Raw genomic sequence first — 22,509 nt, forward strand, 5'->3', positions numbered from 1 at the left:
GGGTCTCCGTTGTGCGTATCGTCAGGGTGAGATGGGCTGGCGGTCAGGCATCGTAGGTTAAGCGTCGAGGGTCAGGCATCGTGGGCGCGGCACCACTGCAGCACCAGGGCCGCCAGTTCCGCGCGCCGTTCGTCCTCGCGCTTGCCGGCGCGAATCTGGGCGAACAGGCGCGCCAGTTTGCGGCGCTGGCTGTCGTCCACCTGCTCCAGCAAGTCGGCATCCAGGGCCAGGTTGCTGCGGTCGGCGTGGGTGCGCTGGCACAGCAGCCTGTGATGCAACAGGGCCCGGCCCAGCAGCACAAAGGGAAAGTTGAGATTGCGGCTGGGGCCATAGCTGAGCTGCTTGCCGCCGGTGGGTATGCCCTTCAAGCGAAACTGGGCGATTTCGTCGGCGTAGCGCCAGGCGCCAACGCCGCCGGTAATGGCGCCTGCCGCCCCGCTCACCAGGGTGCCCAGCCCCCCCAGCAGTCCGCCGGTGGCACCGTCCAGCACCATGCCGGTGCCGCCGCCGAGAATCGCCCCGGCGGACCCGGCCACCGCCGCCAGCGAGGTTCGGCTGAGGCCCCACAGGTACCAGTCGTCCATTTGGAACAGGTCCGCATCTTCCAGCGCCAGCACGTCTTCGCTGCGCTGCAGGTTGTGGTAGTGGAACACCTCCTCCACCTGGCGCCGGCACTGGCGCTCGCGGCGCACCTGGGTTTCGCGGTAGCGCAGGGCCAGCGCAGATTTGATCGGGTCACCCGGGGTGCCCTCGGGAATCTTCTGGCTGACCTGGAAGGTCAGCGCCGCGGCGATCATGCCAGCGATCATGGAGCTGCTGTCGCGGTGCTGCTGTTCCCGTTCGGCACGCAGAACCTCCACCGCCTGCTGCAGGGATTGCTGCCAGTCCGGGTCCAGGTGGCCAAACAGCGCCAGCAGTTCCAGTTGCTTGGCAAATTCGGCCCGGTGGGCATTGAACAAGCGCACGGTGCGAAAATACTGGCCCAGGCCAGCCTGCCACTGTTCGGTAAATTCGTCGTTGTCGATGGGGTTGATGAGCGCCAGGCTGGGGCGCCCGCACCAGCGCAGGATTTCCATCTCCGCCTCGTAATCCGCCCCGAAGGGGCAGGAGCCGTCCACCACGTAGATGATGCCGGCGCCTTCAACAATGGGGCGCAGCAGCTCGCACTCGTCGCGAAAGCGCTCCTGGCCGCTGTGGCGGGCAACAAAGTCGCGCACCGCCTGGGGCCGGCCGGAGGCGTCGCTGCAGCTGGCCTGCAGCACGTCCAGCACCTCGCGGGCGCGCTGGAAGCCGGGGGTGTCCACCAGGGTGTACAGGGTCTGGCCGTCCACCTGCATGGGGAAGGCGCGGGCCTGGCGGGTGGACCCCGCGCGGGCGTCGATGTAGACGGAATCGTCCCGCGCCAGGGTGGCGACGATGCTGGACTTGCCCTTGTTGGGCCGCCCCACCACGGCAAATACCGGCAGGCTCACGGCGCGCTCACCCAGTTCAGCAGGCGCAAATCCACTGCCGCAAACGGCAGCGCCCGGGCAAAGCCGCGCCAGTCCTCCACCTTGCGATGGGGAATGGCCTTGCCCGGCAGGGGCACCAGGCAGAGCGTGCAACGCAGGCTGGCCGGCAGGCTGGCCAGCAGGTCGGCCAAATCCGCCACCGGCGGCTCCCAGGATTTCACAATCACCAGCAGGTGCTCAATGTCGTCGGTTGCCAGCATCGCCAGGTCCCGGCGGTCCTCGGCCAATGCGCCCTGCCCCAGGGGCAGAATGTCGTTTTCATCCACCGCCGGCAGCTCTTCAAACTGGGCCGGGCTGGCATCGCCCAGGGCGCCGGCCCAGTCGATCAGCAGCAGCCCCTCGGGGGCAGCCGGTGCCACCGCCATCTGCGCTGGCGCGATGGCATCCAGCTCGGCCTCACTGGCCTGCGCCGAGCGGGTGGACACCAGTTGCGCCGCCATGCGCGACAGCACCAGGTCCGCCCCCGGCAAGCCCACAAAGCTGCGCCGCAACATGCCCGGCGCCAGCGCTCGGGCGGCCAGCCACAGCAGCAGGCGCGGCAGCAGGGCGTACACCAGCAGGCACAGGAACAGGAAGGGCCACCAGCCGCGCATGTCCTCAATGCCGGCCCGGTCCAGCACCAGGGCGGCATGGTGGCGGCTGCCGGCGACTACCTCGGGCGGCACGGTGGCCCAGTGCAGCCAGCCACGCCAGGGGGCCGCCAGGGTATTGACCAGCCCCTGCACCGCCTGGTCGCCGGGGTTGAAGGTGGAGCCCCACACAAACACAAAGTCGGTGAAGGCCGGCACCAGCACAAAGGCCAGCAGCGCGGCCAGCGTGAACAGCGCGCCCCACTCCTGGCCGTAGCGCAGGAACATCAGCCGCAGCACCCCGCCCGCCTCGCGCAGGTAGCGCCGGTCGGGCAGGCTGCGCTCCACCACCCAGCGCGCCGGGCTGGCGGGCAGTCCAGCTGGCACAAAACCGCCCAGGGTGCGAAGCAGGGTAATGGCCGACACGGTACTCATCACAAACTGCAGCAGCACAAACACCAGCAGCAGGAAGAACACATTCACCAGCCCCTGGCTGCTGCCCAGCAAAAAGCCCGCCATGGCGGCAAAGCCGGCCACAAAGGCCAAAAGGCGAGCCAGGGTGCTGAGCAGGCCGTGGAAGCTGCGCTTGCTGTCTTCTTCGCTGGCGGGCGCCACGCGGTCCAGCCAGAACAGCAGGCGTTCGCTGGCGTCGCTGACCTGGCAGTCGCGGCCTATGGCGTGGTCGCGCTGCTTCAGGGCGTCAACGGCAAGCTCCCTGTCCCGTTCCAGTTGGTCGGACAGGCGATACAGGTCGCCAAGTTCGGGGCGCTCAGGCACGGTGGTCCTTGTTGCGGGTGATTGGGCACATGGTGGCTATTCTACACAAGCTGTGCGCCCAGGCGCGTCTACACAGCGCGCGCTGGCCGCCCGGTATGGCTCACTTACGCCGCCGGAGTTTGTTCCACTGTGCCGGCCCTGTAGTCTATGCAGCGGTAAATCCGGCAAACGACACACAGGGGAGATAATCCACCATGCAGCAACGGCAAAAGTGGCCCATACGCTGGGATCTGCTGGTTCGCTACCGTTTTATCGAGACCCTGGTGCTGTGGGAGGGCCGGCTCACCACCCGCCATCTCTGCGAAACCTTCGGCATTGGCCGCCAGCAGGCCAGCAAGGACATCAACACCTACCTGCGGGAGATCGGCCCTGGCAACCTGGCGTACGACAAATACCTCAAGGGCTATAAACCCTCGGCCACCTTCCAGCCCCGGGTGACCCGGGGTCTGGCGGATGAATACCTGCACCTGATGGCGCGCAACAACGAGCTGTCCAACGTGTTTGAGTCACTGGCGCTGAATGTCGCCAATGTGGAAGTGCTGTCGGTGCCGGTGCGCGACGTGGCACCCCAGACCCTGCGCCCCATCATGCAGGCGGCGCGGCAGCAATGCCGGCTGGAGGTGGACTACGTGTCGATCAACAACCCCGACCGCGAGGGACGCATCATTGTGCCGCACACGGTGGTGTTCACCGGCCTGCGCTGGCACGTGCGCGCCTGGTGCGAGAAAAACCAGGGCTATCGGGATTTTGTGCTGAGCCGCTTTCGCGATACGCCAGAGATACTGGACGCCTCACCCCACGGTGTTGAGGGCGATGACGAGTGGAACAGCCACGTGACCATCCGCCTGGTGGCAGACCCGCGCCTGCGCCCCGAACAGCAGGCCGTGGTGCGCGCCGACTACGGCATGCAGGACGGGGTGCTGCAAATTGAAACCCGCGGCAAACTGGTGCCCTACGCGCTGCGCCTGCTGCACATCGACCCGCGCGCCCCGCGCCGGGGGCCAGAGGCCCAGCAGATTGTGGTGGAGAACCTTGACGCGCTAAAACCCTGGCTGGATTTCTGAGGGCACCATCAGTACACGTCGCGCCGGTAGCGCCCCTCAAGGGTCAGGGCTTCCAGCCCCTGCTCACCGAGCACTTCCAGCAGCAATCGGTGTACCGCCGGCGCCATGCCCTGCAGGCTGCCGCAGAGGTAGATTGCCGCATCCCTGTCCAGCCAGGCCTTGAGCTCCGCCACCTCTGCGGCCAGTACATCCTGCACATAGCGCTGGGGGCCGTTATCGCGGGAGAACACCCGGTCCAGCCGTTGCAGGTGGCCACTGGCCTGCCACTGGCGCAGTTCATCGTCAAACAGGCTGTCGTGGGCCCGGGTGCGCTCGCCAAACACCAGCCAGTTGGCAGACGCACCTGAGCGCTCCCGCGCCCGCAGGTGAGCGCGCAGCCCGGCAATGCCGGTGCCGTTGCCCACCAGAATCAGCGGGCGCGCCGCTGGCGGCGGATGAAAGGCCGGGTTATCGCGGATGCGCAGGCACACATCGCCCCCGATCGCCAAGCTGCGGGTGAGCCAGCCGGAGCCCAGGCCGTAGCTGCCATCGTCCTTGCAGACCTGCCGCACCAGTAGTTCCAGCGCGCCGTGCTCTGGCAGGGAGGCAATGGAATACTCCCGCTGCACGACGCTGCCGCTGGCGGGCACATCCAGCACGGCGATGTCACCCGCCTGCCACCGGCAGTGCGCTGGCACTGCCAGGCGCAGGTGATACGCGCCGCTGCCGGGGGAGCCGGCGTTGAGGCACTCCCGTGCCGTAAGTATTGCCGGCAGGCTATCCGCCTGCGCTGCACTGTTTATCACTGCGTCACCCGGCTCCAGCACGGCGCACTCCAGCAGGCGCTCCTGCCACGCGCCAAGGGATGCTTCGGCGAGCCTGTCGACGGTGATAGCGTCAAACAGTGGCCTTGCGCCCAGGCCCTGCAGGGCGCGGTTGAGGGCCAGGCCAAAGCCACAGAAGTGCCGATAATCGCTGTCACCCAGCGCCAGCACGCCAAAGTGCAGGTGGGCAAGCCTGCCACGGCCCTGGCCACTGTCGCGCATCCACTGGCGCGCAAAGCGCAGGGCGTTGTCCGGCGGCTCGCCCTCGCCGTAGGTGCTGGCGATGAACAGGGCCAGGTGGGCCTGCTCCAGATCCCGGGGTTTAACCTGGTTCAGGGCCAGCAGGGTCACCGGCCCGCGCTCGCCCAGGGTGGCGGCGTGGCGCTGCGCCAACGCCCGCGCACTGCCGCCCTGGCTGGCGTAGGCAATCAGGGTGGCCCTGGCTTCGGTGGCCCTATCGGTTGTGTTAGCTGCTGTGTCGGCCGCCGCTCGCGGCCGACGCAGGCACAGGCCGCACAGCAGCAGGTAGGCCAGGGTAATGGCCCCGGCCTGCAGCCACTGTGCCGCGCTGATAACCACCGTAGCGCCTGCCGCCAGTTATGCGCTTACAGCGGCAGCACTTCGAAGGTGGCGGTGTAAGTGCCGCGCCGGCCTGTGGCCGGTGCCTTGGCCCGCTCGTCGCTGTACTCGGCTTCCAGGAAGTACATGCCCGGCTCTGGCCAGGTAATGCTCACCTGGCCCTTGCTGTCGCTGCTCAGCTTGATTTCAGCCTGGCCATCGCGGTAGCGGCTGCCGCCGGGAATCACCGACACCTCGGCGCCCACGGCGGGCTCGCCGTCAATCAGGAAGGTAAAAGTGGCGGCCTCACCGCTGTACAGGTCGTTGGGGTGGGTAACCGGCACCAGTTCCAAGCCGACATTGCTGGCCTCGAGCGCCGTGGTGCTGGGGGCGCCGGCGGTCACGAAAGTTTCCAGGCGGCGGGAGCTCTGGGTGATCTGCAGGTTCTTGGCATCCATCGGCACATTCTTCTTGAAGCCTTCCGGGTCCGGGCGCTGGCCACGGCCGGGCCAGAATTTGCGCTCGCCGTCGGCGGTTTCCCAGCGCGCGCTGAGGCCGGCGCTGGCGCTGTACACCTTGTAGGTGCCGCTCTGGCTCAGGTTGAGGTCGAAGTTGCTGCGGTGCTTGCCGGTGTGGGGGTTTTGCAGTTCCACAGCCTGGCCGTCGGGGCCGATGGCCTGCACACCCTCAAGGCGCATGGCGTGATAATCCGGGTGAAAGATGTCGTTGGAAATGGCCGCGTCAAAGCTGACCCAGGGGTCTTCGCTGGACAGCACAGTGGCTACCGGCAGGATCCATGCCCGGTGGGCGGAAACCGGCAGGGTGACGCTCGCCACAGTCAGTGCCGCCGCTACAATTGCCAGGGTTTTCTTCATTGTCGTGTCCTCTCGTTATTGCGTTGAATCGCTATTGCCGGCGCTCAGGGCGCCAGGGAAAGTTGCACCGTGCCCAGTTCCTCGCCGCCGCTGGCCGCGGCCTGCCCCGCCTGCTGCGGGGGCCACTGGAAGGGCACCTCCACCAGCTCGCGGCCGCCCACTTCCCGGGCCGCCTCCACCATCAGGCGGTAGTTGCCGGGCGGCAGGTCCGCCACCTTGTCGCTGAACACCAGGCGGTGCTTGCCCGGGCCCTTGGTGGCACCGCTCAGGCCGTCGATGGGCATATCCAGGGCGCGGCCGCCACGGCGCCACCACTGGCGCATGTCCTTGAGCCACTTCTCGCCCTCCTCGTCCTTCAGCGCCACGTCGTAGAGCACGGCGAGGTTGGCGGCCACACTGTTGTCTTCCCGGGCAATCCACAGCGCCACGTAGGGCTTGTGGTATTCGGCAACCTGCAGCCGGGGAACTTCCATCTCCACGGCCAGGCTCTGGCCCTGTGCGGCGCCGGCCAGGGCCAGGGCGGCCGCGCCCAGCAGGCGGGTGATACGTTTATGCATGGGAACCTCGTTATCGGTGAACAAAAAGAATGGCCAGCAGCAGGGGTATCAACAGGCCCAGGCCCACCACCGGCCAGGTGGAGGGGCGCGAGGCGCTGTGGCGCGCCAGCAGCCACAGCCCGGTGCCGCTGAACACCAGGCAGGCGACGGAAAAAATATCGATAAACCAGCGCCAGGCCTCGCCGGTGTTGCGGCCCTTGTGCAGGTCATTCAGGTAGGAGATCAGGCCCCGGTCAGTATCTTCATAGAGCACCTCGCCACTGGCCAGGTCGATCGCCAGCCAGGCGTCGCCGCCGGGGCGTGGCAGGGGCAGGTAGATTTCGTCCTCGCTCCACTCCGCCAGGCGGCCGCCGGTGTGCACCGACTGGCCGGCCAACCACTGGCGCAGGCTGGCCGGCAACCGCGCCTCGTCACCGGCGCTGGCGTCGCGCTGCTGCAGTTGCTGCAGCAGGCCGGCCGGCAGGGCCAGCTCCAGCGTACGCACCTGGGGGCTGGCCTCAATCTGGCCGGCGTGGTTGAGGGTAATGCCGGTGACCGCGAACAGCAGCATGCCCACCAGACACAGGGCCGAGCTGATCCAGTGCCACTGCCGCACCGATCCCAGCCAGATGCTTATCCGCCCCTTGTCCATTTCGTCCCTGCTGTCGCTGATTGCAGGCCGCCTGCCCCACCGCGGCCAGCGCCGCGGTGCGAGCCAGAGGCCCCTTTACTGGCGGAGGATTCTAAACAGGAATCATTATCATTACTAGGATAAGTGGCTCCGGGAAATGTAAAGAAGCGTTACACTAGCCGGCAACACCCCGCGGGGATGCCACCAGCCACCACTACCACCTGGGATGAGGATGATTGTCATGGCCAAACGCAGCGCCGCCAACACCAAATACTATCGCGCCTACAGCGAAGAGGGCTTCTGGCACAAGGTGCGCCGCTTTTCCCTCACCGCCGGCCGTGAGCTGACCGAGAAGTCCCTGATGCTGTATTACGCGGCACGGCGCCCGCAAACACCCACCTGGGCCAAAGCCACCATCTACGGCGCCCTTGGCTACTTCATCGCGCCATTGGATGCCATCGTGGACATTACCCCCGGCATCGGCTACAGCGACGACCTGGGCGTGCTTGCCCTGGCCTTTGTGACGGTGGCCCGCTATATCGATGACGAGGTGCGCAGCCGCGCCCGGCGCAAGGTGGACCGCCTGTTCGGCGCCGCCGTACTGCCCCCCGAGCGGCAAAGCTAGGCGCCCATGCGCAGCACAATCTTGCCGATGTGTGCGCTGCTCTCCATGAGCCGGTGGGCCTCGGCGGCCTCTGCCAGCGGGTAGGTGGCCGCCAGCACCGGTTTGATGGCGCCACTGGCGTACAGGGGCCACACCTCGCTGCCCAGTGCGCTGGCGATGGCGGCCTTGTCGGCGGCGGAGCGCGGGCGCAGGGTGGAGGCGGTCAGGGTCAGGCGCTTCATCAGCAACGGCACAAAGTTCACTTCGGCGGTAAAGCCCTGCTGGAAGGCGATGTTCACAATACGCCCTTCGAGCGCCGCCAGTTGCAGGTTGCGATTGATGTAATCGCCCCCGACCATGTCCAGAATGACATTGATGCCCTGCCCCCCGGTCGCCGCCTGCAACACCTCCAGAAAATCCTGCTCCCGATAGTTCACAGCGCGCTCGGCGCCAAGGTCCTCGCAGGCCCGGCACTTGTCGTCGCTGCCGGCGGTGGCGAACACCCTGGCCCCCCGCGCCCGGGCCATCTGGATGGCGGTAATGCCGATGCCGGAGCTGCCGCCGTGTACCAGCAGGCTCTCACCCGCCTGCAGGCCGGCGCGGTCAAACACGTTGCTCCACACGGTAAAACAGGTTTCCGGCAGGCTGGCGGCCTCTTCGTCACTCAGCCCTTCGGGCACCGGCAGGCACTGCCCGGCAGGGGCCACGGCGTAGGCGGCATAGCCGCCGCCGTTGGTCAGGGCGCAAACCCGCTCACCAATTTGCCGCTGGCTAACCCCCTCCCCCAGTGCTGCCACCACGCCGGCCACTTCAAGGCCCGGTAAATCCGACGCATCCGGCGGCGGCGGGTAAAGACCACGCCGTTGCATGACATCCGGGCGGTTGACCCCGGCGGCGTACACGGCAATCAGCACCTCCCCTGGCGCCGGCTGTGGCAGCGCACGGCGCGCGGTGCGCAGTACCTCGGGGCCGCCGGGCTCGGCAATTTCCACACAGGCCATGTGGGCGGGTAAATCGACAGGCAGGTTGTTGGCCACGGGCGCTCTCGCTCTTCACAACAAAAAAACCCATTGTGGCACAGCGCTACCCGGGGTGTGGAGGTGGGCACGGAATCTGCCGCGATGGAATCTGCCGCGATGGAATGAGCGTGCGACAGAACCCGCTGCTACAGAGGCAGCCAGCAGCAGAATCAAAAAAAAGGCGCTATCAGGCCGCCTGGCTGAAATGCTGATAAACGCGCAGTTGGGCTTCCACCAGTTCGGCCGCCAGCGCGGACTGGTCGCTGCAGGCGGCCTCGCCGCCCAGACCCGTGGGCCAGTGGGCAAAGTAGGCATCGCCCTGTTCGGAGGCAAAGAAGTTATCGGTGTCGGCCGCTTCGTCTACTGCCAGCTGCCAGTTGTTCTCGCGCATGTGCACGCCCAGGCGCGGGTGGGGATGGGCCGCCAGGTACAGCAGCCGCTCGATACTGTGACCATCCAGCGGGCGATAGGTGGCCAGGCGCAGGCGCCCGCCATCGGTGGCGGACAGGGCCGCCAGCATGTAGCCCTCGCGCTCCAGGGTAATCACTTCGCGGGTACCGTCCACCGGCCCCAGTTCCAGCCACCACTGATCGCTGCTGGCAATGCGCGCCGGCACCGGGCCACGGCTGGCCGATTCGCTGTAGGGCGGCACTCCCGCCACCTGTTCCAGCAGGCATTGCATGCGGTATTCCAGCGCTTCCCAGTCGGCGTGGCGCCGGGCGCTGTCACATTGCAGCTGAAAGAGCTGCTGCAACATGGCCTGGCTGTCGCCGTCGGGGATGGGAGCACTCGGGATACCGCTGCAAGCCTCGGAACGGCCAGGCGCGCAGGGCGGGCGGCCGCGGGCAGACAGCACGGAATGGCCCCGGGGGGCAGATATGGTGGGCATGGCGGACTCCTCCCTGAGCGCATGAACCGGTTCACCGGCTGGGGATCCGTCCCCGACGCTATGAGGTCAGCCTAAGGCACCGCCGGCGGATTGCAAGGCGGCGGCGCCCACGTTGAGCAGCCGTTCACAGAACGGCGATGGCCTATTTCAAAAAGGCGCTGGCGGCGTTCATCAGGCCACCCAGGCCGCCGGCAGATTGCAGCAGGCTGCCGCCACTGCTGGCCTTGTCCATCAGTTGCGGCAGCACATCCGACAGGCCCTGGGCGGCCGTGCCGGTATCGGTGCCCACCTTGCCGGCAAAGTCCGCCACGTTGCGCTCGCCGAGGATGTCCAGAATCGAGCCGGCGGAAATCGGTGCGTTGGCACCGTCACCCAGCCAGGTTTCCAGCACCGATTGCAGGCCGCCGCCTGCGGCCATCTGGCTGGCAAGGCCGGCCAGGTCAATACCGCCCTGCCCGTCCCCGAGCAGGCTGCTGAGGGCACTGCGAATGGTGTTGCTGTCCACCTGCAGGCCGAGGTTGTCTGACAGGAGTTGGGCGCCAAGTTCGATTAAATCCATGGTCGTGGTTCTCTTACGGTAGCGATAGAAAGGAGGTGGTCACATCAAGGCCCAGTATAGTGCAGCCACCGGTCGCTGCCAGCGCTGGGCTCAATCACGCACCAGGCGCAGCTCGCCGTCGAGGTGCACATCGCGCTGGGGGAAGGAGATCACCACATCGTGCTCGCGGAACAGGGCGTCGATGCGAAAGCGCAGGTCGCTGCGAATCAATCGCAGGCCGCGCTCGGCGGTGGCGTGCAGCCACACATTCAGCTCAAAGGTTAGGGCACTGTCACCAAAATCATCGAAGATCACCATTGGCGCCGGGTCCTTCAGCACATCGGTATGCTCTTTCGCCGCCTGCAGGATCAGCTGTTCCGTGAGGCGCACGTCGGAGCCATAGGCCACCCCCACCCGCACCGCGGTGCGCACCAGCGAATCCACCAGCGTCCAGTTGGTCACGGTGTTTTCCAGCAGTTGGCTGTTGGGAATCAACAGGTGAACGCCATCCACCCGGCGAAAGCGGGTGGAGCGGGTGTTGATGGCCTCCACCGTGCCGCGCACATCGCCAATCTCCAAAAAATCGCCGATTTTAATCGGCCGCTCCCACATCAGAATCCAGCCGCTGATGAAGTTGTTGATGATGTTCTGGGCACCAAAACCCACACCGATGGCCACCGCCCCGGACACGAAGGCAAAGGCGGTGAGCGGCACACCCAGCAAATCCAGGGTAATCAGGCCCAGCACCACCAGCCCGACAATCATGAAGGCCCGGGACACCAGCTGTACCGCGTTGGGGTCGGTGCCGCGCCGGCCGAGGTGATTGCGAATAAAGCGGCCAGCCCACAGGATGACGCTCACCCCCACCAGGATGAAGGCCAGCACCGTGAGTACCTTGGCCAGGTTGATGGAGACTTCGCCGAAGACGATCAGGGGGGTGTACAACAGGGTTTTGAATTCTTCCATGCTATGATCCACAACAGCATTGAACGCGGACTGTGGTGTTTAACATGATACGGGCCAAGTTACTATCGGCGCAGGATGCCCAGGAAAAGCCCGGCGAAGCCGCCGAATTGAGTAAAACCAGCGAACAGCGCGACGGTGCACTGGCGCTGGTGGAACAATGGCGCGCCAGCGAGCGCGCCTACCTGTGGTTGGATATCGAAGGCGAGATGGACAGCGAAACCCGCGCCCTGCTGGTGTCGTTGGGCTGCTCGGAGCTAGCCATCACCGACAGCATCCGGCTGCGCCACCCGCCCAAGATCGAAGCCTTCAGCGACAACACTTTCGTGCTGTTTCGCGGCATTGCCCGCATCGACGACAGCCTCAATCTCACGCCCCAGCAGGTTGGCTTGTGGGTGGGCGACAACTACCTGATCTCGCTGCACCGGGGCCTGTCGGTCAGCATCAACCACTTCTGGCAGGACACCGCCGACGGCACTGCCCTGGCCAATCCGGCGGAGCTGGCCCTGCGCCTGCTGCACTTTGCCAGTGGCCGCTACTTGGACAAAATTCTGGAGTTCGAGGATACCCTCGGCGAACTGGAAGACGCCCTGCTGACCGGGCAATCCGACAGCGTAATGCGCGAATTGGTGAGCTACCGCTCGCGCCTTCGCAAACTACGGCGGATATTCAACTACCACCACCAGATGACTGAACAGCTGCTGCACGAGGGTACGCCGCACCTGGGCGCAGACGATGGGGAAGACCGCACCCACCACCTGCGGCGCGATCTCTACGACCGCTGCGAACGCCTCTACAGCCTGTGCAACATGTACTACGAAATCTGCGGTGACCTGGTGGAGGGCTACATTTCCCTCACCTCCCACCAGCTGAACAACACCATGAAGGTGCTGACCATCATCACCGCGATTTTCGTACCGCTGGGGTTTCTCGCCGGCCTCTACGGCATGAACTTCGAGAACATGCCGGAGTTGCACTTCCGCTACGGGTACTTCTTTGTGCTGTTTTTGATGATCAGCATCGCCAGCGGCATGCTGTGGCTGTTCCGCCGCATTCGCTGGCTGTGACGGGCCGGCCTCAGGGCTGGCCGGCCAATTCCCGAATAATAATACGCCAGTGATCCAGGGCACCGTAGAAGGTTGCCTTGGGCACACGCTCGTTGAGCCCGTGGGCAAACATTTCATCCGGGTTCATGAACACGCCACTCACCGCCCAGGTGGGAATGCCGGCCTTGCGAAAGTGCATGCCGTCGGTGCCGCCGGACTCCATATAGGCCAGCAGCTTCACCTTGGGATAGCGGCTGTGTACCGCCTTGCCAACGGCCGCCATCACATCCTCGCGCACCTCGGAAATGGGGCTTTCGGTGGGCTCGCCCAACAGGGCGAACTCAATGCCCTCGTTGCCCACCACCTGCTTCAGGGTGCGCTCTACCTCCGCCACTGAATCGCCGGGGAAAATACGGCAATTCACCGTCACCGTGGCCGACTGCGGCAGGGCATTTTCCGCATGGCCGGCCCGCAACATGGTGGGCACACAGGTGGTGCGGGTGCTGCCAATATAAGACGGCTCGCGGGCAAGGCGCGCGGCGGCAGCCTCGTCCTTCGGGTCGTAAGCGAAACGGGTCATGGCTTCGCCCAGTTCGCCGCCCATCAACTCGCCGGTCTGCTGGAAGTAGGACAGGGTCATCTCGCTCCAGCGTACTGGAAAGCGGAAGGCCTGGATGTTGTGAATGGCTGCGGACAGGTCATAAATTGCGTTATCGTCCCGCGGGCGGGAGCTGTGGCCACCCGGATTGCGGGCGGTCAGTTCCCAGGTGGCGTAGGTTTTCTCCGCCGCCTGAACCCGGTACACCAGGGCCTCGCCGCTGGCATCCAGCTGGCCGCCGCCGGCATCGGAATTGAGCGCAAAGGCCGCCTTTGCCAGGTCTGGCCGTTCGTAGGCCAGCATGCGGGTGGTGGTCATGCCGCTTTCTTCATCGCCGGAGAACACTAGGTAGAGATCGCGGGTGGGCACAAAGCCCTCTTCGCGCAGGCGGATAAACGTGGCCGTGAGCTGGGCGATGCCGAACTTGTTGTCGATGGTGCCGCGGCCGTAAAAATAGTGTTCATCCTCGGTGAGTTCAAAGGGTGGGCGTTCCCAGTCACTGGCCAGGGCCTCCACGACGTCCATGTGCCCAAGGAAGAGAATCGGCGCCTGAGTGCCACCCGGCGCAGCGCGATAGCGTGCCACCAGGGCGGCAAAATCCCCCTTGGGCAGCACTTCCACATCCTGCGCCGCAAAGCCCGCCGCGCGCAGCTGCCCGGCGAGGTAATTGGCCACCGCCAGGGTATTGCCTTTTTCTTTGGAGGTATCGGTTTGCACCAGGGTGCGGTAGATATCCAGGGTGCGGCTGGCGTGGGCCGATCGCACCTCATCGGCACTGTGAACCAGTGCCGGTAACAGCAGGGCGCCAAGCAGGCAGGTAAGACGTTTCATGCATAACTCCGGGACAAAGGGGCGAAAAAAGAGCTGGTTAAAATGTCGCCAACTTGCTATTTCTGGGTGGCAGGCCCTCTTATTGTAAAGGGGCAAGCTGCTACTGATAAGGATAAAACAATGCGCAGAATTGAATTGGCAGACGCCGGCTTTCTCTACATGGAAAAACGCCAGACCCCCATGCACGTGGGTGGGCTGCACCTTTTTACCCTGCCCGACGGCGCCGACGGGCCGGAATTTCTCAATGACTTGATGGCGGTGCTGCGCACCGAAGAACCCTACCGCAAGCCCTTTGGCGAATACGTGCGCCACGGCCGGGCCGGCGCCCTGGGGCCGCTGTACTGGGAAAAGGACCGCAACTTCGACATGGATTACCATGTCCGCCACTCCGCCCTGCCCCGCCCCGGCCGCTTCCGCGAACTGTTCATGCTGGTGTCCCGCCTGCACAGCATGCTACTGGATCGCAACCGCCCCCTGTGGGAGATGTACCTGATCGAAGGCCTGCAGAACCGCCAGTTTGCCCTGTACATGAAGATGCACCACGCAGCCACTGATGGCGCCGGTGCCATGCACATGATCAATGCCATGTATGCCACCCGTAAAACCGATCGTACCCAGCGCTCGCCCTTTTCGCTGGCGGCCTACGAGGAGTACAAGACGCGGCGCCGCGCGGCGCGGCAGGCGCGCGTGGTGCCCAAGGAAGCGGAGCTGCGCAATGTGGCAGAAATCCTGCGGGAACAGTTCGACACCACCGCCAACCTGATGGGGGCCTTTCGCCGGTTTGGCAGCGCCTTCATCGGCCGTGGCGATGGCCTGGCGGTGCCCTGGCACCAGGTGCCCCACACCTCGCTGAACACCCAGGTGACCGGCTCGCGGCGCTTTGTGGCCCAGAGCTGGGACTTCGACCGCATACGCGCCGTCTGCAAGGCGGCGGACGGCACCGTGAACGACATAGTGCTGGCCATGTGCGGTGGCGCCCTGCGCCGCTACCTGCTGGCCCAGGATGAATTGCCCAAGCACTCCCTGAAAGCCATGACGCCGGTTTCCCTGCGCGAGGAGTCCGACTTCGACTCCTCCAATGCCGTTGGCTTTATGGTCGCGGACCTGGCCACCCATATCGCCGACCCGGAAGGCCGCCTGCGCCGCACCCAGGAGTCCATGCGCGCCGGCAAGTCCCTGTTGCAGAGCCTGTCACGGCGCGAGGCCATGCTGTTCATGCAGATCACCCAGGTGCCGGCACTACTCACCTCACTGATGGGCCTGGCCACCCGCTTCCCGGCCTTCAGCACGGTGATTTCCAACGTGCCGGGGCCCCAGGAGCAACTGTACTGGAATGGCGCGCGGGTCGATGGCATGTACCCGGCGTCCATCGTGTTCGACGGCTTTGCCATGAACATCACACTGCTGAGCTACAACAAGCAGCTGCACTTTGGCATTGTGGCCTGCCGCCGCTCACTGCCCCATGTGCAACGGGTTATCGACTATCTGGAAGAAGCCCTGCAGGAACTGGAGGACATGGTGGGCATTCGCCCGGGTGGCGGCGCGGCCAAAGCGACTAACACCAAGACCGCCAAGGCCAAAACCACTAAAGCCAAGACGCCTAGAACCAAGGCACCAAAAGCCAAAGTCACCAAAGCCCGAACCACAACCGGAGGCGGCAGGAAAACGGCGCCATCCAGCAAGGCGCGGCCCAAAGGCAGCAAGGGCTAAATGCTTCCCTTGAGCTAAAGCCTTCCCGGGGCGAAAGGCTTTCGTTAGCCTAAAGGCTTTCGCCCGAGAAGGTATCGCAGGCGTTGATGTCGCCACCGTCAAAGCCGGTGCGGAACCAGCGCACCCGCTGGGCCGAGGTGCCATGGGTGAAGCTGTCCGGCACCACCCGCTGGCCGGCTTCGCGCTGCAGGCGGTCGTCGCCAATGGCGGTGGCGGCACGCAGCGCCTCTTCCAAGTCGCCCGCCTCCAGCAGGTTGCGCTCGGTATTGGCCGCATGACCCCAAAGTCCAGCAAAACAGTCCGCCTGTAATTCCTGGCGCACCGACAGGGCGTTCACCTCGGCCTTGCTACGACCCTGCCCGGCGGCCTGCACCTGCCGGCTGATGCCGAGCAGGGTCTGTACATGGTGGCCCACCTCGTGGGCAATCACATAGGCCTGGGCAAAGTCACCCGGTGCCCCGTGGCGGGCCTTGAGGTCATGAAAGAAGGACAGGTCGATATACAGTTGCTGGTCGCCCGGGCAGTAGAAGGGCCCGACGGCAGCCGTGGCCATGCCGCAGGCGGAACTGACCCGGCCGGAAAACAGCACCAGGGTGGGTTCGCGGTAGTCCCGCCCCAGATGGCGGAAGTAGTTGTGCCAGGTTTGCTCGGTGTCCGCCAGAACCACCGAGGTGAAGTCCGCCAGCTCCTGTTCCTGCTGGCTGAAGGACGGCGGCGCCTGGTTGGTGCTGCCGCCACCGCCAAGGAACAGCGACAGCACATCAACCCCCAGCAGGCGCCCGCCCACAATCACCAGCACCCCGACAATCAGCAGGGTGCGGCCGGTTTTGCTGCGAATCAGCGCCGGCAGAAAACGCAGCAACAGCGGCGCCGCCGAGGCGGCACTGCTGTAGGACGGCGTCTCGCCGCGCCGGTCTTCCACGTTGCTGCTGCGCCGGCCATCTTTCCATCGCATGGTGCTGTCTCCGCCTGGGGGCCTGCTGCCCGGATAATGCCTTTTTACCTTAGCATGGGCCCTGTTGCTGGCAAGCCCACCGCAAGCTGCCTATCATGGCCCGGTAACCGCTGGCGATAGCAGCACGGACAGGCAGGATAAAACGACATGGAAAACGGCATTCTCATCGGCGGCAACGCATCCGGCAAGGTTTATCTCAACCCGCGCTACGCCAACCGGCACGGGCTGGTGGCCGGCGCCACCGGCACCGGCAAAACCGTCACCCTGCAGTGCCTGGCCGAGGGCTTCTCCGACCTTGGGGTGCCGGTCTTTCTGGCTGATGTCAAAGGCGACATCTCCGGCCTCAGCCAGCCGGGCAAGCCCCACCCCAAGGTCGACGAACGGGTGCAGAGCATCGGCATCAGCGACTACCAGCAGCGCGGCTTTCCGGTGGCCTTGTGGGATCTGTTCGGCAAAAAAGGCACGCCAGTGCGCGCCACCGTGTCGGAAATGGGGCCGCAGCTGCTGTCGCGCCTGCTTGACCTGAACGAAACCCAGGAAGGGGTAATGACCCTGGTGTTCGAGTTTGCCGACCAGGAGGGCATGCTGCTGCTGAACCTGGCGGACCTGCGCTCCACCCTCCAGTACCTGGCGGACAACCGCAAGGCGCTGGGCAGCAACTATTCGGTGCCCGCCGCCTCGGTCAACGCCATCCTGCGGCGCCTGCTGGTGCTGGAACGCGAAGGCGCCGACCACTTCTTCAACGAGCCGGCCCTGCAACTCACCGACTTCATGCAAACCACCCGCGACGGCCGCGGGGTGATCAACCTTCTGGCGGCGGATACGCTGATCAACAGCCCCCGCGTGTACTCCACCTTCCTGCTGTGGCTGCTGTCGGAGCTGTTCGAGAACCTGCCGGAGCTGGGCGACCCGGACAAGCCGGTGCTGGTGTTTTTCTTCGACGAGGCCCACCTGCTGTTTCGCGATGCCCCCAAGGCGCTGCTTGAGAAAATCGAGCAGGTGGTGCGGCTGATTCGCTCCAAGGGCGTGGGCGTGTACTTTGTTACCCAGAGCCCGGCCGACATTCCCGATGCTGTGCTGGCCCAACTCGGCAACCGGGTGCAGCACGCCCTGCGCGCCTACACCCCCGCCGAACGCAAGGCGGTGCGGGTGGCGGCCCAGTCCTTCCGCGAAAACCCGGCCTTGGACACAGTCACCGCCATCAGTGAGCTGGGCGTGGGCGAGGCCCTGGTGTCCACCCTGCAGGACAAGGGCATTCCCGGCCAGGTGGAACGGATACTGGTGCGCCCGCCCTGCTCCCGCATGGGCGCGGCCAGCGACGCCGAGCGCCAAGCTGTGCTGGCCCACGACCCGAACCAGCGGCGCTACCGCGATGCGGTCGACCCGCGCTCTGCCCACGAAATACTCACCGAGCGCACCGCGGCGGCACTGGCACAGGCAGAAGAGACAGAACTGGAAAAGCGGGCGCAGAAGGGGCGCAGCGGCGGCTCATCGCGCCAGAGCACCAGCGAGGCCTTTTTCAAGAGCCTGGCCCGGGCCGCCGGCAGCAGCCTGGGCCGGCAGCTGTTTCGCGGCCTGCTGGGTTCCCTGCTGAAAAAATAGCGCGGCCTTTGCCGCTTCTGGTGTTTGGGCGGACCAGCGCTGAGCCAAATTATGTGCGAAGCTGAAAAGCGCGCGCCCTAGTGGGCGGCGCCCTTGCCCCGCACCCGCTGCACCGCAGCCACCACCGCCAGGGTGAGCGCCCCGGCTACCACACCGAACAGGGCGGCGAGCAGCGTGGGCCCGGCAAAATGAATGGCCGGGCCGATGGCGGCTATGCCACTGCCCGCAGCAACCACATGCTCAATCACCACCTCCACCGGGTGCAGGCCGTGTACCAGAATGCCGCCACCCACCATGAACATGGCCAGCGTGCCGACAATGCCCAGGGCCTTCATCAGCCAGGGCGCAAAGCCCAGCAAAAAACGGCCCAGCCAGCGCAGCAGGCCGGTGACAACGCCCTCCCCCTCGCGCTGGCTCAGGTAGAGCCCGGCATCGTCCATTTTGATGATGCCCGCCACCAGGCCGTACACGCCCACCGTCATCACCAGGGCAATGGTGGTTACCACCAGCACCTGGGTGCTGAATACGGCGTCCGCCACCGTGCCGAGGGTAATCACGATAATCTCGGCTGACAGAATGAAGTCGGTACGAATGGCGCCGTTGATCTTGGTCTTTTCTTCCTGCAGCGGGTCGCGGGCCGGGTCGGCCGCCCGGTCCAGCAGGGCTTTCTGGTGGGCGTCGTCCTCGGCCTTGGAGTGCAGCAGCGGGTGGGCGAGCTTCTCAAAACCCTCGTAGCACAGGAACAGGCCACCCAGCATCAACAGGGGCGTAATAAGCCATGGAGCCACCACGGAAATCAGCAGCGCGGCGGGCACCAGGATGCACTTGTTGCGGAAGGAGCCCTTGGCCACGGCCCACACCACCGGCAACTCACGGTCGGCCTTGACCCCCGATACCTGCTCGGCGTTCACCGCCAGGTCGTCCCCCAGCACACCGGCAGTTTTCTTCGCCGCCACCTTCGACAGTACCGACACATCGTCGAGGATGGTGGCAATATCGTCGATCAAAACCAGCAAACTGCTACCCGCCACAGTTCACCCCGGGCATTACGTCTCGCATGTCAGTGTCGCCTCCTGGCGCTCTGTGTGACCGCGAGTGTAACCCAGCCGCGCCGTGGCACAAGGCCATCGGTTAATCGACTATCGGTTAATCGGCCACCGGCTAATCGTGCTGGTCCTGATGGCGGCGACGCTTGGCGGGGCTGCGGATGTCGGTACGCGGGTAACGGGGCAATTTGCCGGTGGCCAGGTAGCGGTGGATGCTCTCCTGGGAGCGTATCTGCGCGGCCTTCTTGCGCCCCTTCACCATGGTGTTGGTCTGGTCGGCGTCGATCACCCGCGCTTTGACATTGTCGTGCCACTGCTGGTCCAGCACGTCCTGGATGATCTGCTGCGCTTCGCTGTCGTACACAGGACACAGCACCTCCACCCGGTAGTCGATGTTGCGGGTCATCAGGTCGGCCGAGCCGATCAGGTAGCGCGGCTTGCCGCGGTTGTAAAACACATAGGCCCGCGGGTGCTCCAGGTAGCGATCGACAATGCTGATGGCGCTGATGTTCTCGGAAATGCCGGGGATGCCCGGACGCAGCGAACACATGCCGCGCACCAGCAGGCGAATCTCCACACCGGCGTCGGAGGCCTCGTAGAGTTTGTCCACCAGGGCGTTGTCCACCAGGTTGTTGCACTTGAGGATCATCAGCGCGCGGTAGCCATTGCGGGCATTGGCGATTTCCTGATCAATCAGGGTTTCGATGCCGCTGCGGGTGGAGTGCGGTGACACCAGCAGGTGCTGGTATTCCGGGCGCTTGTAGTTGTACTGCAGAAAGTCGAACACGTTGTAGATGTCGCGGCCGATCTCCTGGTCATAGGTCAACAGGGTGAAGTCGGTATACAGGCGCGCGGTTTTTTCGTTGAAGTTACCAGTCCCTACGTGGGAGTAGTAGCGCGTACCGTTACCCTCTTTGCGTTCAATCAGCAACAGCTTGCTGTGGACCTTCAGTCCCGGCACGCCAAACATAACGTCGATACCGTTCTCGGTCAGCCGCTCGGCCCAGGTAATGTTGGCCGCTTCGTCAAAGCGCGCGGCCAGTTCCACTACCGCCAGCACCCGCTTGCCGTTCTGCACCGCGTTCACCAGCGCGTCGATCACCCGCGATATGCGCGCCACGCGGTACAGGCAGATCTTGATGCTGGTGACCTGGGGGTCCAGGGCCGCTGTCTTCAGCAGGTCAACAATGTAGTTGAAGGGGTGGTAGGGATAATAGAGGAACACATCCTTCTCGCGGATGCTGTCAAACAGGCTGCCCGGTTCGTCCAGGCGTGGAATGCGCACCGGCGGCTGCGGCTTGAACTCCAGGTAGCGGGGGCCCACGTTGGGGAAGGAGATAAAATCCTTGGAGTTGTGATAGCGGCCACCGGGGATCAGGCTGTCGTACTTGCCAAAGCCAAAGCGGGAATTGAGGTACTCCAGCAGGCGCGGGGGCATTTTGGCGTCATAAACGAAACGCACTGCATCGGCCTTGCGGCGCTGCTTGAGGCTGCTGGCCATTTTCTCAATCAGGCTTTCGGTAATGTCCGGGTCGATCTCCAGCTCCGCATCGCGGGAGAATTTAAAACAGTACGCGGCGGCCTCATCCACCGGGAACACGCCGCGAAACATCTGCGGCAGGCAGGCGCGAATCACGTTGTCCAGGGCGATGAACACCTTGCCCTGCTTGCCCTTGTGGCGGGGAATTTCCACAAAGCGGTCAAGGCGGTCGGTGGGCACTTCCACCACCGCGTAGTTGTAGTCCTCGCCCGAGCGGATATCCATTGCCAGATAGATGGACTCATCGTTCAGGGTGGGAATGGGCTGCTCCGGGCGCAGCAGAATCGGCTCCAGTTCCGGCAGCACGGTCTGGGTGAAGTAGTCCTGCACAAAGGCCGCCTGGCCGGCATCCAACTGGCGCTCGTTGATCATATAGATGCGGCGCTTGCGCAGGTCCTTGAGCACCGTGGTATAGACGCGCTCGAACTCTTTTTGCTGCTCCACTACCCGGGTTTGGATGGCGGCCAGCAAATCCTTCGCCTGCTGGTGGGGCTTGCCGGTGCTCACCGAGATCAGGCGCCGCACCTCGGCCACCCGCACCCGGAAGAACTCATCCATATTGTTGGAAAAAATACCCAGGTAGCGCAGGCGCTGGATCACCGGCACCGTGGTGTCGGCCGCCTCCTGCAACACGCGGCCATTGAACTGCAGCCAGCTCATCTCCCGGGGAATGAACAACTCCTGGTGAGATTCCGCAAGGCGCAACTTGATCGGGCTGGGCATACCGCTCCTTAGCACTGTGACGGATGGATGCGGAACGGAATTGCTCCGCCAAGCGAAACATTGTGTGGCAAGAGTATGACAGTTTTGTGACGGACAAAAAAAGCCCGGCGCTGGGCCGGGCAAAGGTAGGGTTTGATACCTACAGGGGATTCATGCGTTGGCCGCCGCCAGTTCGAGATGGCCGAGCACTGTGGTGAATTCGCCGGCGATGGCGTCCATGCGCTGGTGCAGTTCGCTGCCGTCGAAGCCAGCGTGCAGTGCCTTGCGGCCCTCTTCCACCAGCGCCACCAGGGTAATCAGCTCAAACTCGTCGAACTGCAGTGTCACCAGGGGTGAATGGCGCTGCAGGCAGTGGTCCAGGGCGATGGTCTTCATGGTGCAATCTCCAGAATGGGTAAGGGAAAAAGGGCCCGGTTGGTCTAGGACATGGCCGGGCCAAGGTAGGGACTTCTCCCTCATACAGCCGTGGCGGTGTTGCTCAGGCCGCGGCTTGGGTAAACACGTCGGGGTAGGCGGCGCGCACCGCCGAAAAACTGTAATCCTCCATGCCCAGTTCCTTGAGCACCGCTTGCAGGTCGTCCCCCGCGCGAGAGCCGAGGCGCTTCTGTACCGCCTCTACCACACCGTGCCGGTTGGCCATTTGCCAGGTACCGGTGGCGCGGGTGCGCTTGCCCTTGCGGTAGCTAAGTGCCTCTTCGTAGGCGTAAATGGCGCGCACGGCGGCAAATTCCAGGTCGCTGTCGGTGCCGTAGCCTTCGGCGCGCAAATCGACGGCCCGGCGGTAGGCCTGCAGGGCCAGTTCCGGGTGGCCCTGGCGCTCGGCGTTGCGGGCAAACACGTAGCATTTGTCAGGGTCGCTGATGCGAAGTACCAGATCGTGCATGGGCTTTCTCCTACCGTTCTGTCTGCGAGGTTGAAACCTCGTTCGTTGACCACGGTGCCCAGACTACGCCGCCGACGGAACGCACCACATGGCAGCCAGCGACAACAGCATGGCCATTTGCGACAGTGTCAACATGGGTGCAAAAAGGCGGGAAATGGCGCTGCCAAAGTGCTGAAAACCACTGCAGGAAGAGGCTGCAAACGCTTGAGGAAAAAAGAAAAAAGCCCGCGAATCGGGA

General features: G+C 64.7%; 21 protein-coding genes. 5 read left to right on the top strand and 16 right to left on the bottom strand.

Annotated features, from left to right (window positions below; all coding sequences use genetic code 11):
• Positions 1-71: 71 nt before the first annotated feature.
• Positions 72-1,472 (bottom strand): DUF3482 domain-containing protein, encoded by a 1,401-nt coding sequence (locus tag DDZ17_RS02155; protein ID WP_170150134.1) that lies wholly within the window; start codon positions 1,470-1,472, stop codon positions 72-74.
• On the bottom strand, positions 1,469-2,857 hold the full coding sequence (locus DDZ17_RS02160) for a DUF2868 domain-containing protein (protein WP_116364303.1): 1,389 nt from the start codon (positions 2,855-2,857) through the stop codon (positions 1,469-1,471). Before DDZ17_RS02160 ends, DDZ17_RS02155 begins: the two co-directional genes overlap by 4 nt.
• A 194-nt stretch (positions 2,858-3,051) precedes the next feature.
• Between DDZ17_RS02160 and DDZ17_RS02165 the strand changes: the two genes are divergently transcribed.
• Complete coding sequence (locus tag DDZ17_RS02165; RefSeq protein WP_116364304.1) at positions 3,052-3,921, top strand: helix-turn-helix transcriptional regulator; 870 nt, start codon at positions 3,052-3,054, stop codon at positions 3,919-3,921.
• A gap of 8 nt (positions 3,922-3,929) precedes the next feature.
• Here DDZ17_RS02165 and DDZ17_RS02170 read toward each other — a convergent pair whose 3' ends face one another.
• From DDZ17_RS02170 to DDZ17_RS02185, 4 genes are read right to left on the bottom strand one after another with little or no spacing between them, the layout of a single operon-like run.
• The gene (locus DDZ17_RS02170; protein ID WP_116364305.1) at positions 3,930-5,303 is read right to left on the bottom strand and encodes a sulfite reductase subunit alpha; all 1,374 of its coding nucleotides are present in this window, start codon (positions 5,301-5,303) and stop codon (positions 3,930-3,932) included.
• A 26-nt stretch (positions 5,304-5,329) separates the two neighbouring features.
• A complete protein-coding gene (locus DDZ17_RS02175) occupies positions 5,330-6,157 on the bottom strand; it encodes a DUF4198 domain-containing protein (RefSeq protein WP_116364306.1) in 828 nt (275 codons plus the stop codon).
• Positions 6,158-6,201: 44 nt separating this feature from the next.
• On the bottom strand, positions 6,202-6,714 hold the full coding sequence (locus DDZ17_RS02180) for a DUF2271 domain-containing protein (RefSeq protein WP_116364926.1): 513 nt from the start codon (positions 6,712-6,714) through the stop codon (positions 6,202-6,204).
• Positions 6,715-6,724: 10 nt separating this feature from the next.
• Positions 6,725-7,345 carry a PepSY-associated TM helix domain-containing protein gene (locus DDZ17_RS02185; protein WP_116364307.1) on the bottom strand — a complete coding sequence of 207 codons (621 nt, stop codon included), beginning with the start codon at positions 7,343-7,345 and terminating at the stop codon, positions 6,725-6,727.
• A 220-nt stretch (positions 7,346-7,565) separates the two neighbouring features.
• On the opposite strand from DDZ17_RS02185, the gene DDZ17_RS02190 reads away from it, so the two are divergent.
• A complete protein-coding gene (locus DDZ17_RS02190) occupies positions 7,566-7,949 on the top strand; it encodes a YkvA family protein (protein ID WP_116364927.1) in 384 nt (127 codons plus the stop codon).
• On the opposite strand, the gene DDZ17_RS02195 is transcribed toward DDZ17_RS02190, so the two are convergent.
• The 4 genes from DDZ17_RS02195 to DDZ17_RS02210 form a co-directional block, all read right to left on the bottom strand.
• Positions 7,946-8,965, bottom strand: a complete 1,020-nt coding sequence (locus DDZ17_RS02195) for an NAD(P)H-quinone oxidoreductase (protein WP_338322789.1) — start codon at positions 8,963-8,965, stop codon at positions 7,946-7,948. The two genes, DDZ17_RS02190 and DDZ17_RS02195, sit on opposite strands and share 4 nt — an antisense overlap.
• 169 nt (positions 8,966-9,134) lie before the next feature.
• Entirely contained in the window at positions 9,135-9,836 is a 702-nt protein-coding gene (locus DDZ17_RS02200) for a hypothetical protein (RefSeq protein WP_157976399.1), read from the bottom strand.
• Between the two features lie 142 nt (positions 9,837-9,978).
• The gene (locus DDZ17_RS02205) at positions 9,979-10,395 is read right to left on the bottom strand and encodes a YidB family protein (RefSeq protein ID WP_116364309.1); all 417 of its coding nucleotides are present in this window, start codon (positions 10,393-10,395) and stop codon (positions 9,979-9,981) included.
• 90 nt (positions 10,396-10,485) lie between these two features.
• Positions 10,486-11,340, bottom strand: coding sequence for a mechanosensitive ion channel family protein (locus tag DDZ17_RS02210; protein WP_116364310.1), 855 nt, complete (start codon positions 11,338-11,340; stop codon positions 10,486-10,488).
• 44 nt (positions 11,341-11,384) lie between these two features.
• Here DDZ17_RS02210 and DDZ17_RS02215 point away from each other — a divergent pair, with 44 nt between their 5' ends.
• Positions 11,385-12,404 (top strand): magnesium transporter CorA family protein, encoded by a 1,020-nt coding sequence (locus DDZ17_RS02215; RefSeq protein ID WP_116364929.1) that lies wholly within the window; start codon positions 11,385-11,387, stop codon positions 12,402-12,404.
• A gap of 10 nt (positions 12,405-12,414) precedes the next feature.
• On the opposite strand, the gene DDZ17_RS02220 is transcribed toward DDZ17_RS02215, so the two are convergent.
• Complete coding sequence (locus DDZ17_RS02220; RefSeq protein WP_116364311.1) at positions 12,415-13,812, bottom strand: M20/M25/M40 family metallo-hydrolase; 1,398 nt, start codon at positions 13,810-13,812, stop codon at positions 12,415-12,417.
• A 120-nt stretch (positions 13,813-13,932) separates the two neighbouring features.
• Here DDZ17_RS02220 and DDZ17_RS02225 point away from each other — a divergent pair, with 120 nt between their 5' ends.
• Complete coding sequence (locus DDZ17_RS02225; RefSeq protein WP_116364312.1) at positions 13,933-15,522, top strand: WS/DGAT/MGAT family O-acyltransferase; 1,590 nt, start codon at positions 13,933-13,935, stop codon at positions 15,520-15,522.
• Positions 15,523-15,571: 49 nt separating this feature from the next.
• On the opposite strand, the gene ypfJ is transcribed toward DDZ17_RS02225, so the two are convergent.
• Positions 15,572-16,477 carry a KPN_02809 family neutral zinc metallopeptidase gene (gene ypfJ, locus DDZ17_RS02230; protein ID WP_116364313.1) on the bottom strand — a complete coding sequence of 302 codons (906 nt, stop codon included), beginning with the start codon at positions 16,475-16,477 and terminating at the stop codon, positions 15,572-15,574.
• A gap of 147 nt (positions 16,478-16,624) precedes the next feature.
• On the opposite strand from ypfJ, the gene DDZ17_RS02235 reads away from it, so the two are divergent.
• Complete coding sequence (locus DDZ17_RS02235) at positions 16,625-18,079, top strand: helicase HerA-like domain-containing protein (RefSeq protein WP_116364314.1); 1,455 nt, start codon at positions 16,625-16,627, stop codon at positions 18,077-18,079.
• A 77-nt stretch (positions 18,080-18,156) separates the two neighbouring features.
• Here the strand turns inward: DDZ17_RS02235 and DDZ17_RS02240 are convergent, their stop codons facing one another.
• The 4 genes from DDZ17_RS02240 to DDZ17_RS02255 form a co-directional block, all read right to left on the bottom strand.
• A complete protein-coding gene (locus DDZ17_RS02240) occupies positions 18,157-19,110 on the bottom strand; it encodes a DUF808 domain-containing protein (protein WP_116364315.1) in 954 nt (317 codons plus the stop codon).
• 130 nt (positions 19,111-19,240) lie between these two features.
• The gene (ppk1, locus tag DDZ17_RS02245) at positions 19,241-21,388 is read right to left on the bottom strand and encodes a polyphosphate kinase 1 (protein WP_116364316.1); all 2,148 of its coding nucleotides are present in this window, start codon (positions 21,386-21,388) and stop codon (positions 19,241-19,243) included.
• A 150-nt stretch (positions 21,389-21,538) separates the two neighbouring features.
• Positions 21,539-21,763 carry a hypothetical protein gene (locus DDZ17_RS02250; RefSeq protein ID WP_116364317.1) on the bottom strand — a complete coding sequence of 75 codons (225 nt, stop codon included), beginning with the start codon at positions 21,761-21,763 and terminating at the stop codon, positions 21,539-21,541.
• Between the two features lie 103 nt (positions 21,764-21,866).
• Complete coding sequence (locus DDZ17_RS02255; RefSeq protein WP_116364318.1) at positions 21,867-22,271, bottom strand: hypothetical protein; 405 nt, start codon at positions 22,269-22,271, stop codon at positions 21,867-21,869.
• Positions 22,272-22,509: the final 238 nt, after the last annotated feature.

Origin of the sequence: Parahaliea mediterranea (assembly GCF_003402235.1) — a bacterium.
GTDB classification, from domain to species: Bacteria; Pseudomonadota; Gammaproteobacteria; order Pseudomonadales; family Halieaceae; genus Parahaliea; species Parahaliea mediterranea.